This is a genomic window from Paraburkholderia sp. GAS333, assembly GCF_050435665.1.
Taxonomy (GTDB): domain Bacteria; phylum Pseudomonadota; class Gammaproteobacteria; order Burkholderiales; family Burkholderiaceae; genus Paraburkholderia; species Paraburkholderia fungorum_A.
In genome coordinates, this window is record NZ_JBNDKS010000001.1 from 1,291,832 (window position 1) to 1,308,816 (window position 16,985).

The 16,985-nt window shown below is 62.9% G+C and carries 15 protein-coding genes; 12 read left to right on the forward strand and 3 right to left on the reverse strand.

Annotation, left to right across the window (positions count from 1 at the left end; genetic code table 11):
- Positions 1–22: 22 nt before the first annotated feature.
- The 4 genes from ABH945_RS05805 to ABH945_RS05820 all read left to right on the forward strand — a co-directional run bounded on the left by ABH945_RS05805 (position 23) and on the right by ABH945_RS05820 (position 4,342).
- Positions 23–343 carry an anti-sigma regulatory factor gene (locus ABH945_RS05805; protein ID WP_253189671.1) on the forward strand — a complete coding sequence of 107 codons (321 nt, stop codon included), beginning with the start codon at positions 23–25 and terminating at the stop codon, positions 341–343.
- A complete protein-coding gene (locus ABH945_RS05810; RefSeq protein WP_074764128.1) occupies positions 328–1,320 on the forward strand; it encodes an ATP-binding SpoIIE family protein phosphatase in 993 nt (330 codons plus the stop codon). The genes ABH945_RS05805 and ABH945_RS05810 overlap by 16 nt, the downstream gene beginning before the upstream one ends.
- Before the next feature lies 1 nt (position 1,321).
- On the forward strand, positions 1,322–2,986 hold the full coding sequence (locus ABH945_RS05815) for an ATP-binding response regulator (protein WP_429249968.1): 1,665 nt from the start codon (positions 1,322–1,324) through the stop codon (positions 2,984–2,986).
- 306 nt (positions 2,987–3,292) lie between these two features.
- Positions 3,293–4,342, forward strand: coding sequence for an NAD(P)/FAD-dependent oxidoreductase (locus tag ABH945_RS05820; RefSeq protein WP_429249969.1), 1,050 nt, complete (start codon positions 3,293–3,295; stop codon positions 4,340–4,342).
- A gap of 172 nt (positions 4,343–4,514) precedes the next feature.
- Here ABH945_RS05820 and ABH945_RS05825 read toward each other — a convergent pair whose 3' ends face one another.
- Entirely contained in the window at positions 4,515–4,751 is a 237-nt protein-coding gene (locus tag ABH945_RS05825) for a hypothetical protein (protein ID WP_429249970.1), read from the reverse strand.
- A 213-nt stretch (positions 4,752–4,964) separates the two neighbouring features.
- Here ABH945_RS05825 and ABH945_RS05830 point away from each other — a divergent pair, with 213 nt between their 5' ends.
- The 5 genes from ABH945_RS05830 (at position 4,965) to ABH945_RS05850 (ending at position 10,428) form a co-directional block, all read left to right on the forward strand.
- Entirely contained in the window at positions 4,965–6,923 is a 1,959-nt protein-coding gene (locus tag ABH945_RS05830; RefSeq protein ID WP_429249971.1) for a hybrid sensor histidine kinase/response regulator, read from the forward strand.
- A gap of 168 nt (positions 6,924–7,091) precedes the next feature.
- Positions 7,092–8,309, forward strand: coding sequence for an acyl-CoA dehydrogenase (locus ABH945_RS05835; RefSeq protein WP_429249972.1), 1,218 nt, complete (start codon positions 7,092–7,094; stop codon positions 8,307–8,309).
- 41 nt (positions 8,310–8,350) lie between these two features.
- Positions 8,351–8,956 carry a class I SAM-dependent methyltransferase gene (locus tag ABH945_RS05840; RefSeq protein ID WP_429249973.1) on the forward strand — a complete coding sequence of 202 codons (606 nt, stop codon included), beginning with the start codon at positions 8,351–8,353 and terminating at the stop codon, positions 8,954–8,956.
- On the forward strand, positions 8,953–9,606 hold the full coding sequence (locus ABH945_RS05845; protein ID WP_074764123.1) for a glycosyltransferase: 654 nt from the start codon (positions 8,953–8,955) through the stop codon (positions 9,604–9,606). The genes ABH945_RS05840 and ABH945_RS05845 overlap by 4 nt, the downstream gene beginning before the upstream one ends.
- 303 nt (positions 9,607–9,909) lie before the next feature.
- Positions 9,910–10,428, forward strand: a complete 519-nt coding sequence (locus ABH945_RS05850; RefSeq protein WP_429249974.1) for a DUF421 domain-containing protein — start codon at positions 9,910–9,912, stop codon at positions 10,426–10,428.
- On the opposite strand, the gene ABH945_RS05855 is transcribed toward ABH945_RS05850, so the two are convergent.
- Positions 10,425–11,822, reverse strand: a complete 1,398-nt coding sequence (locus tag ABH945_RS05855) for an MFS transporter (RefSeq protein ID WP_429249975.1) — start codon at positions 11,820–11,822, stop codon at positions 10,425–10,427. The two genes, ABH945_RS05850 and ABH945_RS05855, sit on opposite strands and share 4 nt — an antisense overlap.
- Before the next feature lie 233 nt (positions 11,823–12,055).
- Between ABH945_RS05855 and ABH945_RS05860 the strand changes: the two genes are divergently transcribed.
- Entirely contained in the window at positions 12,056–12,205 is a 150-nt protein-coding gene (locus tag ABH945_RS05860; protein ID WP_171910217.1) for a hypothetical protein, read from the forward strand.
- A gap of 327 nt (positions 12,206–12,532) precedes the next feature.
- On the opposite strand, the gene ABH945_RS05865 is transcribed toward ABH945_RS05860, so the two are convergent.
- The gene (locus ABH945_RS05865; protein WP_171910174.1) at positions 12,533–12,670 is read right to left on the reverse strand and encodes a hypothetical protein; all 138 of its coding nucleotides are present in this window, start codon (positions 12,668–12,670) and stop codon (positions 12,533–12,535) included.
- Between the two features lie 498 nt (positions 12,671–13,168).
- On the opposite strand from ABH945_RS05865, the gene mprF reads away from it, so the two are divergent.
- Together mprF and ABH945_RS05875 are read left to right on the forward strand one after the other, a co-directional pair.
- Positions 13,169–15,721: a bifunctional lysylphosphatidylglycerol flippase/synthetase MprF gene (gene mprF / locus ABH945_RS05870; RefSeq protein ID WP_429250371.1), complete on the forward strand. Its 2,553-nt coding sequence runs from the start codon at positions 13,169–13,171 to the stop codon at positions 15,719–15,721.
- Positions 15,718–16,983, forward strand: a complete 1,266-nt coding sequence (locus tag ABH945_RS05875; protein WP_074764120.1) for a virulence factor family protein — start codon at positions 15,718–15,720, stop codon at positions 16,981–16,983. Before mprF ends, ABH945_RS05875 begins: the two co-directional genes overlap by 4 nt.
- Positions 16,984–16,985: the final 2 nt, after the last annotated feature.

The window sequence follows — 16,985 nt, forward strand, 5'->3', positions numbered from 1 at the left end:
AGTCCAGGAATGGGCCGTGCGAATGGCCTTCGGCACGCTGGAGCGGACCAAGTTCGTCACCGCTGCGAGCGAGTTGGCTCGCAACACGCTGGTTCACGGGCAGGGCGGCACGCTCACGATTGCCGAGGTCAATCAGGGAGGCCGGCCCGGCATCAAACTTGTTTTTGAAGACTCTGGACCGGGTATTCCCGACATCGAGCGCGCGCTCGAAGACGGCTTCAGCACAGCCAAAAGCATGGGTCTGGGGCTCGGCGGTGCGCGCCGGCTCGTCAACGAATTCGAAATTACTTCAATTGTGGGACAAGGCACCAGAGTGAGCATTATCCAATGGAAGCGACGCTAAGCCTGACCGACAAGAGCGGTGTCGCTGATGTGCGTCGTCGCGCAATACATATGGCGCACGCGCTAGGGTTATCGGAAAAACGCCAGGCCGATGCCGCGCTCGTCGTCACAGAGGCCGCGACCAATATTCTCAAGTACGCAGGCCAGGGTCAGGTCACGCTCAGGAATTATCAGGAAGGCGCGGCTCAAGGGCTTGAAGTGATCGCGCTCGATCGAGGCCCTGGCATTACCAATCTGACCTCGGCACGCACTGACGGCTTCTCTACCGGCGGGAGTCTGGGAGCCGGCCTCGGCACCATCGAACGGCACTCGACGCTGTTCGATATCTACTCCGTGACGGGTTGCGGGACGGCACTGCTGGCCCGGATTGCCAACTCCTGTGATGCAGCGGCGCACCCGTTCGAGGTCGGCGCGAGATCCACGCCGAAACTTGGGCAGGATATCTGCGGCGACGCGTTTGGCATCCGGCACACCGGTAACGGTCTCTGGATTGCGCTGCTGGACGGACTAGGTCATGGCCCACTGGCCGCAGAGGCATCGAACCGTGCTGTCGGCATATTCCAGCAAGCCGGTATCAACGACACACCGGCGGACGTTTTGCGCGCCGTTCATCAAGGCATCAAGACGACGCGGGGAGCCGTGATGGCCGTCGCGATGTTCAATGCGGATAAAGCGCTCATGTCGTTTGCCGGCGTCGGTAACATAGTTGGAATCGTCGCTTCCGGTAACGATACGCAGCATCTGATTTCAACGGACGGCACCGTCGGCTATAACATGCGCACCGTTCGTCCGAGCGAAGTGCCCCTGACCCGGGGCAGCGTATTCGTCGCGACCACCGACGGGCTCTCCACACGCTGGAATCTGAACCGTCATCCCGGTCTTGTCGACCGGCATCCGAGTCTGATCGCCAACGTCCTGCACCGCGACTTCGCGCGCGATACGGACGATGCAACGATCGTCGTCGTGAAGGCATCCTGATATGCGTCACCGAATTCTGTCGACGCCGATTAGTACGAACCTCAGCCTCGTGGCCATTCGTGACCGGTCGCGACAGATCGGCGAACTGTTTGGACTCGATAACGTGCAGCGGACGCGCTTTATCACCGCCGTGTCGGAGATCGCGCGCAACGCGGTTCAGTTTGCGGGCGGCGGTACGCTGACCTTCCTGGTCGGCGACGCCACCGACGCGGACGAGACGCAGTGCGTGATCGCGCAGATCAGCGATAACGGCCCCGGCATCGCGAATGTCGATGAGTTGCTCAGAGACCATCAGGGCCGCACGGGCGAAGTCGGTGTCGGCATCCCCGGCAGCCAGCGCATGACCGACGGGTTCTTTATTCACTCCGAACCCGGCAAAGGGACAACGGTCACGCTGGAAATATTTCTCCCGCGCGGTACCGCACGGCTTTCCGGGCGTGAATTAAGCTCGCGTGTCGAGCAACTCACACGCCGCAAGCCGCAAACGCCGGTCGAGGAACTCGAACAGCAGAACCGCGAAATGCTGTTGACGCTCGAAGAATTGCGTCGGAAGAAAGCGGAACTTGAAGACGCCGATTTGCGCAAGAACGAGTTTCTGGCGATGCTCGCGCATGAGTTGCGCAATCCGCTGGCGGCGATCTCGCTGTCGCTCGAATTAGCTGAGCGCACCGTCGCGGAATCTCGTGAGCAGACGTTTGCGGTGATCGCCCGGCAGACTGCGCAGTTGTCCCGCATGGTCAACGATCTGCTCGACGTTTCCCGTATCACCCGGGGAAAGGTGGAGCTTCAGACCGAAGTCGCCTCGGTCACCGCGCTGATCGACGGGGGCATCGAAATGTCGCTGGCGGAGATAGAGCGGCGCGGCCATCGGGTTCGCGTCGAGTACCCGCCCGAAATCCTCTCGGTTCGAGTCGATATCGCCCGTTTGAAGCAGGTTTTCAATAACATCATTCATAACGCCGCCCGCTATACGAAGCAGCCGGATGTGATCGACATCCGGGCTACGCGCGTCGGTGACGACGTGCAGGTGACGGTCAGCGACCGGGGAGTGGGGATCGATCCAGCCATGCTGCCGCGCGTATTCGACCTGTTTGCGCAAGGCGCGACCTCGATCGGGCGGCAGGACGCAGGCCTCGGCATCGGATTGACCGTCGTGCAGCGACTCGTACGGGATCACGGAGGCTCGGTCGCTGCGTATAGCGACGGCATCGGCATGGGAAGCCGTATTGTGGTTACCTTGCCGATCGTCGACGAGGAAGTTGTTGAAGCAACCCCAGCCGCGCTACAGAGCGAGGGCAACGGCGAACACAGGGTGTTGATTGTCGACGACAACAAAGATTCGGCCGATTCGCTGGCGGCGCTTCTGGAGATACACGGCTACGAATGTGCGGTTGCTTACGACGGCAGGAGCGCGTTGTCGACGGCGGAAACATTCAATCCTTCGGTCGCGGTCGTCGACCTCGGCTTGCCGGACATGCCTGGGTTCGATGTTGCGATTGCATTGCGCAAAGTGCGGGCTTCTACGCATCTCACGCTCGTCGCACTCAGCGGATATTCCAGCGACGATTATCGAAACAATGCGGCTCAGGCCGGCTTCGATCATTACTTCGCCAAACCACTGCTGATTGACGATTTTCTGGCTTTTCTTGCGTCGCTTGGAAAGTAAGGCGTCGCGGGTGTCTCCTCTGACCTCCGCGACGTTGCAGATTGGCGCGATTACAGATTGCGCTAAAGGGCCGACACGGTAGCCGGATCTCTTACGACTACCTCGCATGGGGGGCGTATTAGGGGGCCTTCTGTACACCCACGCCGTCGTGTGCAAATCGTCATCCTCGTCGTCGCAGAACGTTAAAGCTCTGCCTCCAGGCCTTCGCCAAGCGTCCTTACCACTTGTAATGGCATCGTTGCCGCGCTTCGGTCGATTCGGTATGGTGAGCCACTACCCAATCGACCCAATCGAAGAGAAACGCCCATGACGCCCACCGCCGACCCCCATCCAACCCCCATCCGCACCGATGTCCTGATCGTCGGCGCCGGTCCTGTGGGACTGTTTGCGGCGTTCGAGGCGGGCGTGATCGGCCTGTCGTGTCAGATCGTCGACGTGCTCGACAAAGTGGGCGGCCAGTGCACTGAGCTTTATCCCGACAAGCCGATTTACGACATTCCCGCCATCCCGTCATGCACCGCGCGCGAACTGGTCGACCGTCTGATTGCGCAATGCAAGCCGTTCAACGTGCCGATTCACCTCGAACAGCGAGTCGAATCGGTCGAACAGCGCGACGACGGCCGCTGGACCGTGCGGACCAGCGGCGCGCTCGTGTTCGACGTCGCGGCGATCCTGCTGGCGGCGGGCAACGGCGCGTTCGTGCCGCAAAAGCTCGCGCTCGCCGAGGCCGTGCCTCTGGAGTCGCGTCATGTGCATTACAGCGTGCCGCGCCTCGCCGATTTCGCGGACAAGACCGTGGTCGTCGCGGGCGGCGGCGATTCGGCGCTCGACTGGGCGCTCGCGTTGCGCAAAGTTGCGCGGCGCGTGACGCTGGTGCATCGGCGCAACGGTTTCAGCGCGGCCGATTCGAGCGTCGAGTTGATGCGGCGCGCGGTCGAGGCGGACGAGATGGACTTCGTCGTCGGGGCGATTTCGGCGCTTAACGTCGAAGGCGATACGCTCAGGTCGCTGACGCTGCGGCAACTCGAAGGCGAGACGCAACTTGAAACCGAACACGTCGTCGCGCTATACGGCCTGGTGGCCGATCTCGGTCCGATTGCGCAGTGGGGGCTGACGATTCACGGCGGCCGCATCGATGTCGATACTTCCTATTACGAAAGCTCGCGGCCCGGCATTTTCGCGGTGGGCGACATCGCTAATTATCCGAACAAGCAGAAGCTGATCCTGTCGGGTTTCCACGAGGCATCGCTCGCGCTGCGCAAGGCGTATTCGTACGCGTATCCCGAGAAAAAACGCGTGCATGTGCATTCGAGTTACGACGCGAAACTGGCGGAAAAGCTGGGCGCGGCAAGTTGAGCGCGTTCCCGGAAGCCGATGGTTTTAACCCACGAATTAAGGACCAGACAGTGGCGGTTTAAGCACTGATTTAACTAGGGGCTATTCGAGCAGGCCGCTCGTGATTTCCTGTCACGAGCGGCCTGTTTTTCAAATGACTGGCGACATGGGCATAAATACGCTGGGCGAGCGGTTATTTGCCCGCAGGTTGACTCGCTGACGCCGCCGCGCTTGCCGCCTTGTCCTTCTTCTTCGCTTCGTGATGGCCGATCGCACAGCCTGCTGCTGCGCCCGCTACGCCGTGATCCCCGGCAACGTGGCCGGTGACGCCGCCCACCACAGCGCCTTTGGTACAGCCTTCGGCATGCGCGACCGTGCTGGTAAGCGCGACCGCGGCGACGAAGGCGAGGGTTGTGAAGGCTTGTTTCATTGAGGCTCCTTTATGTCGATGCTTCGAAGTGAGGTAGACATGGAGTAGCAAACGCGAGGCCTGGCATCCGGCAACGTGCTCCGGGTCTGTTTTATGCGGCTCCTGCCAACGCGAAAGCCTCCCGGAAAAAAACCTCTCAGGTGAAACGATAGGCCCGGCAGCGACGCATGCGCGGTGTATCCTTCCGGGCAAAACCCCCTCTACATATGCACCATGAAACAGCTCGACGTCCCCCCCTCCCACGACAGCGGTGAGCCGGCCCATGTCACCCCAACGCGTCCGGCCCGGCCTCTCGATGTCGATTACTGGCAACTGGTGCAGGCGATCGAAGACTATGCAATCTTCCTGCTCGACGCCACCGGACGGGTCGTTAGCTGGAACGTCGGCGCGCAGAAGATCGAGGGTTACACGGAGGCGGAAATCGTCGGCCAGCACTTTTCGCGCTTTTATACCGAAGAAGCCATAGCGCGCGACTGGCCCGCTTACGAGTTGCAGCAGGCGTCGCTAACCGGCCGTTTCGAAGACGAAGGCTGGCGGGTTCGCAAGGACGGCACAACGTTCTGGTCGAATGTGGTCATCACGGCGATCCGTAACGATGCGGGCATCCTGACCGGCTTTGCAAAGATCACGCGCGACCTGACCGCGCAACGCGAGTACGTCGAAGCATTGCGGCAGAGCGAAGAGCGCTTCCGTTTGCTGGTCGACAGCGTCAAGGACTACGCGATCTTCATGCTCGATCCGCAAGGCTTCGTGGTGAGCTGGAATGCGGGCGCCGCGCGAATCAAGGGCTATACGCGCGATGAAATCGTCGGCCGGCATTTCTCGCAGTTCTATTTGCAGGAAGAAGCGGCTGCGGGCAAGCCGGCTCGCGAGCTGGCTATCGCGCGGCAGCTTGGGCATGTGGAAGACGAGGGCTGGCGGGTGCGCAAGGACGGCACGACCTTCTGGGCGAACGTCAACATTACGGCGGTGCATGACGAGTCGAACCGGCTGCGCGGCTTCGCCAAGGTCACGCGCGATCTGACCGAGCGGCGTCAGCGGGAAGAAGCGGAGCGTTCGAGCGAACGTCTGCGCAAATTTCTGGCGACGCTCGCGCACGAGTTGCGCAATCCGCTCGCGCCAGTCCGCAACGCGGTGGGCGTGATGCAGATGGAGACCGGGCTGAGCCCCGTGCTCGCACGCGCACGCGATCTGATCGACCGTCAGGTCACGCACCTCACGCGGCTGGTCGACGACCTGCTCGACGTGGGCCGGATCATGTCGGACAAGGTCGAACTGCGTTATTCGCGTGTCGATCTGGGCGAACTGGTCGCGCGCGCGACCGAGGCCGCGCGGCCGTTCACCGACGCGCGTAATCAGCGTGTCGTCGAGCATCTTCCGCTCGAGCCGATGACCATTCGCGGCGACCTGACGCGGCTTGTTCAGGTGCTGCAAAACCTGCTGCATAACGCGTCGAAATTTTCGCCGGTGGGCAGTGTCATCGACGTGCTGGCACGCATCGACTACAACATGGCCGTGATCGAAGTACGCGACGCGGGCTGCGGGATTCCCGCGCGTTCGCTCGACCGCATCTTCGAACTGTTTGCGCAGGAAAAGGCCGCGCAGAGTTCGGGCGAGGGCGGTCTTGGGATTGGCCTGACGCTGTGCAAATCGCTGGTGGAAATGCACGGCGGCAGCATTTTTGCGAGCAGCGACGGGCCGGGTTGCGGCAGCGCGTTCACGTTGAGTTTGCCGCTCGCGGCTGCATCGTCCGAGTCTCCCGCCGATGAAACCGGCGCGGAGTCTCAGCAGGTCACGCCATTGCGGATTTTGCTGATCGACGACAACCACGATTCCGCCGACAGCCTCGGGATGCTGCTCGAACTCAAGGGCCACGAAGTGCGTGTCGCGTACGAGGGCGAGCAGGCGATCCAGATCGCACCGCAATTTGCGCCCCATCTTTGCGTGATCGACATCGCGATGCCGAAGATGGACGGTTACGCGACCATCGCCGCGTTGCTCAAGATGCCCGAGCTGGCCGACACGATGTATGCGGCGATGACCGGCTTCGGTCACGCGAGCGACCGCGAACGTACTCGCGATGCAGGTTTCCATGCGCATCTGGTGAAGCCGGTGGAGTTGTCGTTGTTCGATGAGTTGCTCGCGCGGGTCGAGCCGCGTCGGCGGCCGTAGTGTTCCCGTCGTGTTCCTGTTGCGAATTGTCCTTCGCATAAACCGAAGTCCCTGAAGATAGCAATGCGTTTCGTCGTCCAATAGTTGCGGCACGACGCTTGCTGTGCGTTTTGTATGCTCTGCGGCGACCAGCGCCGCGGACCGATCGAAGCGCTTCAGGGAGGCACGATGCTCGATACGCAAGGCCGTGCGGCCGCCGTCAATGCGCGGCCTTTTGCCGATTCTCGCGGAAGACCGGGCGACAGCCCGTCCGGTAAAACCGGAAGCGGCGATTCGTGTTTTTCGGCTTCATCGAATCCGGCAGTTGGGGCGGGGGCGGGGCAGGACGTAAAGCCTGTTGATGCGCCGGAAAATGCGCTGGAAGACGTTCTGCGCGACACGCGCTTCGACTCCATTCATGCCGTTTCGCCAGGTGACGGTTTGCGCCTGCTCATCGAGCACGGTTATGACCATGCGCCACTCATGCCGCTCCCCGCTCAAGGTCAGACGCTGGCCCGCTGGCGTGTACTGGCGGCCGTCGCCGCGTGCGATCTCAGTCTCATCAAACTGTTCGAAGGCCATACCGACGCGCTTGCGATTCTCGCGGAGCTGCGTGGCCCAATCGCGCCTCCAGCGAGCCGCTGGGGCGTGTGGGCCGCCGAGCCGCCGGATGCGCGCGTCCAGGCAATCCAGGCAGGAATCCGAAGCAATGCCGACGCTGGCGTTCAAGTCGTTCTCGCGGGAACAAAGGCGTGGTGCTCGGGCGCGGAAGCTGTCAGCCATGCGCTTGTGACTGCGTGGTTCGATAACGAGCCCGTGCTTGCCGCTGTCGCCATGGATCACCCGTCGATCACGATCGATGCGTCGAAGTGGCAGGCGGTCGGCATGCAGGCCACCGCCAGCGCCGATGTGACGTTCGACAGAACGCCCGCGACGCTGGTCGGCGCGGCCCATGCGTATGTGCGTCGGCCGGGGTTCTGGCATGGCGGTGCGGGTATTGCCGCGTGCTGGTATGGCGCGGCGGCGCAGATCGGCCGCACGTTGCGCGATGCCTGCGCCCAGCGCGCCGATCCGCATCGGTTGGCTCACCTCGGCGCAGTCGATGTCGCGCTGGTATCCGCCGCCGCTGTGCTTCGCGAAACGGCGGCCTATATCGACGCCAATCCGCTCGTCGACGCACAACGCGAAGCGATGCGCGCGCGACTTGTCGTCGAGGAAGCGGCGACGGTCGTGATGACACACGCCACGCGCACCCTCGGCGCCGGTCCGCTCTGCCGCGACGCGCACTTTGCCCGCGCGCTCGCGGACCTGCCCGTGTTCCTGCGGCAAAGCCATGCGGAACGCGATCTGGCGTCGCTCGGCGAACTGGTTTCCGCCACGCCGGGAGTCACGCCATGGACGCTCTGACACTCCGCGTCAAACCGCTTGAAGAAGCAGAGGATCATCGAATGAATTCGACGGCCCAATATTTCGACGACCTCTACAGGGAAAGCGACGATCCTTGGAAGCTTCGCGAGGGCTGGTATGAGCGCCGAAAACGTACGCTGACGCTCGCGTTGCTGCCGCGTCCGCGTTATCGGAATGCGTTCGAGCCCGGCTGCGCGAACGGCGAACTGACCGCCGAACTGGCGGGCCGCTGCGACGCGCTGCTCGCCGCCGATCTGCACGAACGCGCGGTGACATTGGCGCGCGAACGCGTCGCCGGGATGCCGCAAGTGCGCGTCGAACGGCGCACAGTGCCGCTCGAATGGCCGACCGAAGCCGGGCCGTTCGATCTGATCGTGATCAGCGAATTCGCGTATTACCTGCACGGCGACGAACTGGAAACGCTCGCTGCGCGAATCGCCGCGTCGCTGACCACCGACGGCACGCTGCTCGCCTGTCACTGGCGCAGGCCGTTTGCTGAAGCGCTGCAATCCGCCGATTCCGCGCATGCATTGTTCGATGCGCGATGCGGACTGTCGCGACTCGCGCATCACGACGAAGCCGATCTGCTGATCGACGTATGGTCGCGCGACGCACGGTCGGTCGCGCAACGCGAGGGGCTTCTATGATCGGCGTGATCGTCCCGGCACATAACGAAGAGGCGTTGCTCGCGCCTTGCCTCGCAGCGCTGCTCGAAGCGTCGCGTCACGAAGACCTCGCGGGCGAGACGGTGCGCATCGTCGTCGTGCTCGACGCGTGCAACGATTTCTCCGGCGCGATTGCGCGGGCTTACGGCGTCGAAACGCTGGCGCTGAAGGCGCGCAATGTCGGCATTGCGCGGGCTGCCGGCGCGGATTATCTGCTCGCCGACGGCGCGCGCTGGCTCGCGTTCACCGATGCGGACAGCCGGGTGTCGGCGACGTGGCTGGTCGCGCAGTTGTCGCTCGATGCGGACGCGGTGTGCGGCTCGATTGCCGTCGACGACTGGAGCGCGCATCCGCACAGCGTGCGCGAATATTTCCGCAAGACCTATGTCGATGCGGACGGCCACCGGCATATTCACGGCGCGAATCTGGGCGTATCGGCGGAGGCTTACCGGCGCGCAGGCGGCTTTCCACCGCTGACATGCAGCGAGGATGTCGCGCTGGTCGACCGGCTGATCGCGATCGGCGCGCACATCGCGTGGAGCGCCGCGCCGCGGGTGATTACGAGTGCGCGCGCGGCGGCCCGTGCAAGCGGGGGTTTCGGCGATACGCTCGTTGGGTGGGCGGCCGGATAACAGCGGTGGGCCGATCCGGTTTGCTTTGGGTGCGGCTCTGATAAAACACCACAAGAAAAAAAGCCGCCAACACGGCTATGAGCAAGGCAGCCAGCTAGGCGGCGAACACGGCCATAGGCGAGGCCGCAAGCAAGGTCGCAAGCAGGCCGCAAGCAACGCCACAAGCAACGCCACAAGCAACGCCACAAGCAACGCCCACAAGCAACGCCCACAAGCAACGCCATAAGCAACGCCATAAGCAAGGCAGCTAGCAACGCCTCAAACAACGCCTCAAACAACGCCACAAGCCCCAAGGAGGACGACATGACGAATGCGATCTTCGTTCTGTTCGGCGAGGGCCGTGATCTCAACACATTGCAGATGGCTCTGCGCGCGATCGTCGTGTTCGTGATCGCGGTGGTGCTAATCCGCGTGTCGGGGCGGCGTTCGTTCGGACAGCGCTCGCCATTCGATTCGGTCGTCGTGATTCTGCTCGGCGCAACGCTGAGCCGCGCGATTGTCGGCGCGTCGCCGTTTGGCGCGACGGTGCTGTCGTCGTTCGTGATCGTCGCCTGTCATCGGCTGCTGGCGCTGGCCTGCGTGCATTCGACCCGCTTCGAGCGGCTGGTGGGCGGAGTCGAACGCGAGGTGTTCCGCAATGGCGCATTCGACGCGAGTGAGATGAACGCCGCGCTGATCACGCCAACCGACGTTCACGAAAGCGTGCGGCAGAAAACCGGCTCACATTCGATGGATAGCGTGGCCGAGGCGATTCTCGAGCGCAACGGCGATATCAGCGTGATCCGCAAGCAAGGCCGGCCGAATGACGGGCAGGGCGCTTAACCGCGTCCGCCGCGTGATATTTCCGCGCCCGCGCCGCGCGGCATGCGCAGCGTGACCGGAATCGACGCGAACGAGCACAGTCCGACCACCAGAAACGCCGGCCAGAAATCCGACCACATGATGCTCGGATGCCCGTGCAGCGCCCGCGACATCTGCAACACGATCCCGCCAACCGTTACGCCGAGGCCAAGCGACATCTGCTGAACGACGCTGCCGAGACTGGTCGCGCGCCCTACGTCGCGGCTGGCGATTTCGGCATACGTCAGCGAATTCAGACTCGTGAATTGCAGCGCAGGGAAGAAGCCGCCGAGCAGCACAACCACCCAGATGATCCACGTGGGCGTGCCGGGGAAAAACAGCCCGCACGCCGCAATCGAAATACCCGATAACGCGGCGTTGACGACCAGCACCGAGCGGAAGCCGAAGCGCCGCAGCACCGTGGACGCGACCGTCCGCATGAACATGCCGCCGAACGCCGACGCGCAGGTGATCAGCCCGGACTGGAACGCGCTCATCCCATGGCCTTCCTGCAGCATCAGCGGCAACAGGAACGGCAGCGCGCCTAACCCGATACGGAACAGCGAGCCGCCGAGCACGCTCGCCTGGAACGTCGGCACCTTGAAAAAGCGCAAATCTAGCAGAGGCAGCTTCGCGCGTTGCGCGTAGACGACGTAGATCGCCAGCAATGCCGCGCCAATGCCGCACATGCCGAAGGCGTCCGCGTTCGAAATCAGTTCGCCGCCGACCAGCGACAACCCCAGCAGAAGCAGCACCGCGCCCGTCGCCGACAGCAGGAGGCCGATCCAGTCGAGCGGGCCGGGGTCGGGCTCACGCGTGTTCGCGATGAACCGGTTGGTCAGATAGATACCGAGAATGCCGATCGGCACGTTGATGAAAAAGATCAGGCGCCAGTGCAGATAGGTGGTGATGAAGCCGCCTAGCAGCGGGCCGGCGGCGGGGCCGAGCATCGCGGGAACGCTCAGATAGTTCATCGCGCGGATGAAGTCGGCCTTGTCGACCACCCGGAAAATGATGATGCGTCCGACCGGCACCATCATCGCCCCGCCGACACCCTGGACGAAGCGCGCCAGCGTGAAGGTGGCAAGCGAATTCGACGCCGCGCACAGCAGCGAGCCCGTCACGAAGATGCCGATTGCCGTGCGGAAGACGGTGCGTGCGCCAAAACGGTCTGCCAGCCATCCGCACACCGGGATAAACACGCCCAGTCCGAGCACGTAACTCGTGACCGCGATTTTCAGTGTGACCGGATCGCGCCCGAAATCGCGCGCCATGGCCGGTAATGCTGTGACGATCACGTTCGCGTCGACGCTTTCCATGAACATCGCGCACGCGACGATGAGGGGCGCAATCAGTGCTTTCTGGACCACGGTCATGACGGCGGAGTGCTGCGGCGGACGGTCGCAGGCAAAGGGGCCATTATTGCACCTGTACGGTGCGGATGGTTAATAGACGGCCGCCTGATGGCACCCTAAGCGAAATTATGTGCGTTGGCGGATGTGGTCGTCGTACAACATCGCAAATCTGTATTTAATTTTTGTTGCGGCGCGACATGGGAGGACTATAATCGGGTTATTCCCTAGGTATAAACCCTATACAGGAGTTGACCATGAACACCGCTTCCAACGCCGCTGCCCGCGCTACTTCCGCTCGCAACACCACCTGGTTGGGCAAGCTGCGCGCTTTGGCGCTGCATGCGCTGAACCTGCATCTGCAAAACTGCGCGGTTATCGCTGAAGCTCATCGTCGTCCGCAGTAAGGCAGGTATTGCGCGCCGTTCGCCGGAAAGTGGCGGGGCGCAGGAAGGGCTGGGCGTGTCGGGCCGTGTGTGCGGTCTTTGATGTGCCTTGGTCGATCAGGCAATTTTTAGCAGTCGGTCGGCTGCCATCTGTTCATATGTAGATGGTCCATGTCTTATTGCCGGTGCAGCGGCGCGATCCTTACAGGATCAGCGCGCCGCCGGCATAGTCCTCTGCTATTTCGCTATCCGGGCAGGCAAATCAGCATTCACGTGCAACTCGCGCCAGCGGCTTTTCGCCCCTGGCGTTGCACGCGTTTGCTAAAGAGCAGCTTCCCGGATGGCGCCTTACTCGCTGGAATGGTTTGAACCGGACGCCGCCGCGCGCATCTTCGTCGCCCGCGCGGACAATGCGCTCATCAACAGCAGGGTAGCCACCAGTCCCACCAGATACACGCCCGCCATCACCCAATCCTGATCTGCCATCATCGTTCCCCTTCAAGTCCCTGTTCACATGGCGCGTGCTTCGTATTTCGTCGCTCCATTGCTTGCGATTACGGCAGGTGAAGCGGAAAGCTTGATGCCGGAAAACGGGTCTCGGGACAGTTTTTTGATTCCGCCGACAACCCGTCGTGCGCCGATGCGATAGGGTCGAATCGCTATTCATACGCGATTGCGCTTAAACTCCGGCCCCCTCGGCTTCGATCTATCGATTGAATGGGAAGCCGATCGGCAAAATTGCCCGTTTAACGGCTTTGCGGCGTCGATCACGCTGCTCGAACGCGCCCTTTTAATGGCCTGCTGAGTTAATTCCGCTGGAAATCATTCCCCCTGTCAACCTTTTGGTCGGTTTGCCGTTATCCCTTTGTAATCGCCAAAAGCAGGCGACGCCGCGATGGACGTTCCGTCGTCGCGACAGCTCCACGCAAGGCCCGCATGTCCATGTTTCGTCGTTATAACGATCAATCCGGCCGGTTCGGCGCGATGCTCACCCGGGCGTCGAAAGCCCTCGGCAATCGGGGCATCCTCTCGCCAGTACTTGCACTCGTTATCTGCGGGTTGCTGCTGCTCGTCTTCCAGCATTTGTCCCAGGCAGTCGACTACCGCTCGGTCATGCGCCAGTTGCGCGGGCTCACCGGCACCGAATGGAGCGCCGCGCTCGGCGCCACGGCGCTGAGTTACGTGGCGCTGGTCGGGCGCGACGCGGTCGGCCTGCGTTACCTCGGCGTAGTCGTGCCGCGCATGGCGCTGTGGATCGGTGCGACCGCCGGCTCCGCGCTCGGCAATGCGACCGGCTTCGGCGCGCTGACCGGCGGCGCCGTGCGCGCGCGCGTCTATGGCGTGGCGGACGTGACGCCCGCACAGATCGGCCGCATGACGGTGTTCACCAGCGTGTCGCTCGCGCTCGCGCTGGTGTTGATGACGGCGCTCGGCATGGTCTGCAAGGCCGGATCGATTGCGCCGATGCTGCATCTTTCGCCGCTTGCATTGCGCTGGATCGGCGCTGCGCTGCTCGTCGCACTGGCGCTGGCCGCCGCCGCATGCCGCAGCGAGACCCGCCCGGTTCGCACGCGCTGGCAGTGGCTGTCGTTCGATATTCCCGCGCGCCTCGATCTGATCGAGCAGGTCGCGCTCGCGGTTCTCGACGTGGTCGCGGCAGGCCTCGCGTTGTGGGCGCTGCTGCCGCACGCGGACGTGAGTTTCGTCACCTTCATCACCGTCTACGCCGCGGCCATGCTGCTCGGCATGATCGGCCATACGCCCGGCGGCGTCGGCGTATTCGAAGCGGCGATGGTGTTCACGCTGAGCCGCAATGTGCAAACGCATCAGATGCTCGCCGCGCTGCTCGCGTATCGCGCGATTTACTTCGGTGTCCCGCTGATCGTGTCGGCCGGGCTGCTCGCGGGCTTCGAAGGGCGCCTGCTGAAGAAGCGTCTGCCGATGCTGCAGGCCGAAGCCGCGGCGAAACTCGCGCCGCTGTTCCTGAGCCTGGTTACGTTCGTGGTCGGCGGGATGCTGGTTATTTCCAGCGCAACGCCGGCATTCTGGCAACGGATTCACATCTTGCGCGACGTCGTGCCGCTGTGGGTGATCGAAAGCTCGCAGATGCTATGCAGTGTGCTCGGCGTGCTGCTGCTGTTCGTCGCGCGCGGTTTGTTGCGACGCCTCGACGCCGCATGGTGGATGACTCTCGCGCTCGCAGTGGCGAGTCTCGCGCTGTCGCTGACCAAAGGTCTCGCCTTCGTGGAGGCGGGCGTGCTCGGCATGCTGATCGTGCTGCTGCTGTCCACGCGCCGGCGTTTCAACCGTCATTCGTCGCTGTTTGCCGAGCGCTTTACGGCGGGCTGGCTGGTGTCGGTGGCGATGGTGCTGATGCTGGCAACGTGGGTGATGCTGTTTGCTTTCCGCGACGTGCCGTACACGCAAGACCTCTGGTGGCAATTCGCCTTCGACGAACGCGCGCCGCGTGCGCTTCGCGCCACGCTGGCTGCGAGTCTGTTCGCGGCGACGTTTTCGTTCTGGCAGTTGCTGCGTCCCGCGCCGGGCCGCTTCGTCAAACCCGCGCCGGAAGATCTGCACGACGCCGCGCGTATCGTGCGCGCGCAGGAGCGCAGCGACGCGGGTCTCGCGCTGATGGGCGACAAGAGTTTTCTGTTCTCCGAGTCGCGCGAGGCTTTCCTGATGTATGCGAAAAACGGCCGTACGTGGGCCGCTTTGCACGATCCGGTCGGACCGCGCGAGGAGTGGGCCGGACTCATCAGCAAGTTCGTCGCGCTTGCGCATGCGCACGGCGGCCGCGCCGCGTTCTACCAGGTTCGCGCGAACGCATTGCCGCTGTATCTCGACGCCGGTCTCACGCTGATGAAACTCGGCGAGGAAGCGCACGTCGTGCTCGACGATTTCGATCTGAAGGGCTCGCATCGTGCACATCTGCGTTACGCGCTCAAACGAGGTGACCGCGACGGCTTTACGGTCGAAGTGATCGATCAGGCCAACGTGCCCGCATCGCTCGAAACGCTGCGTCAGATTTCCGATGGCTGGCTCGATAGCCGCGATGCGCGCGAGAAAAGTTTCTCGGTGGCCGCGTTCACCGACGAGTATCTCGCCGCCCAATCGGTGATGCTGGTTCGCCAGAACGGCGAGCCCGCTGCGTTCGTCACGTTCATGACGACCGATATGAATACCGAGGCAACAGTCGGCGTGATGCGGCATGTGGAAAGCGCGTCGCCGTACGCGATGGAATATCTGTTCACGCAACTGGCGCTGCATCTGAAGCAGGCGGGTTTCCGCTCGCTCAGTCTCGGCATTGCGCCGCTCTCCGGCATGCTGCCGACGCCGCTCGCTTCGCGTTGGCATCGGCTGGCCGGCATCATCTGGCGCTTCGGCGGCCGCTTCTATAACTTCCGCGGACTGCGTGCTTTCAAGAGCAAGTTCCAGCCGCATTGGGAGCCGCGTTATCTCGCGGCGTCGGGTTCGGTGGGCGTGTTCTTCACGCTCGCGGACCTGTCATTGCTGGCGGGAGGCCGGCGTTCATGACATTGCATCCATTCTTCAAACTCGCTGCCGCAGCGGGCCTCGTGACTTGCGCCACATTCGCGCAGGCATCTACCACTACCGTGCCGGGCGGCCGCTATGGCGACGTCACGGTGACGCAACCAGCCGGCCCGTTGCGCGGCTTCGTCGTGCTGTATTCGCAGGCGAGCGGCTGGAGCGCGGCGGACCAGCAGAGCGCCGATGCGCTTGCCAAAGCCGGTGCGTTGACGGTCGGCGTGGACACCGCGCGTTATGCGGCCAATCTGAACGCGAAGAAAGAGGCCTGCCATCAACTGGTGGGCGATGCTGAAGCGTTGAGCCATCAGCTCGAACGGCAGTCGCAATCGAGCCATTATTTCGCGCCGATCGTCGTCGGTACCGGCCAGGGTGCGACGCTCGCAATGCATGTGCTCGAACAGGCGCCGTCGAATACGATCGCCGGCGCTGTATCGGTCGATGCCGAACGCAATCTCGATGCGCGTTTTCAGCCGTGTCCGCCGGATCCGACGGTGATTCGCGACAAGGTGCCGGGTTTCGTCGAAAAGGCCACCACGGGTAGCGCGGATCGCGAGCGGCTTGTGTCGCTGGTCACGCCGCATTTGCAGGCGGTATCGACCAGCGATGACGATGTCTCCGACCTGCCGCTGATCGAATTGCCCGCGGCACATCCGAACGGGCTGATGGCGATCGTGATTTCCGGCGACGGTGGCTGGCGCGATCTCGACAAGACCATCGCGCAGGCTTTGCAGAAAGACGGCGTGTCGGTGATCGGCTGGGACAGTCTGCGTTATTTCTGGAGCGAGAAGCCGCCTGCGCAAACCAGCCGCGACCTCGCACGCGTGATGCAAACCTACAGCGCGCGTTGGCACGCTCAGCACATCGCATTGGTCGGCTATTCGTTTGGCGCCGATGTGATGCCGTTCGCGTATAACCGCTTGCCTGAAGCGCAGCGCGCGAAGGTCTCGCTGATTTCATTGCTGGGCTTTGCACCCGACGCCGATTTTCAGATTCGCGTGGGCGGATGGCTCGGTATGCCGGCCAGCGACAAGGCTCTGAAAGTGCGGCCTGAACTGACGCGTGTGCCGCCTGCCATCGTGCAGTGTTTTTATGGCGCAGACGAGAAAGATACGTTGTGTCCGGCGCTGACCACGACCGGTATCGACGTGATTCGCACAGGCGGGGATCACCATTTCGGCGGCGACTATAACTCGCTGGAACAGCGCATTCTGGTGGCCTTTAAAAAGCAGAGCGGCGCGCACGATTGAAT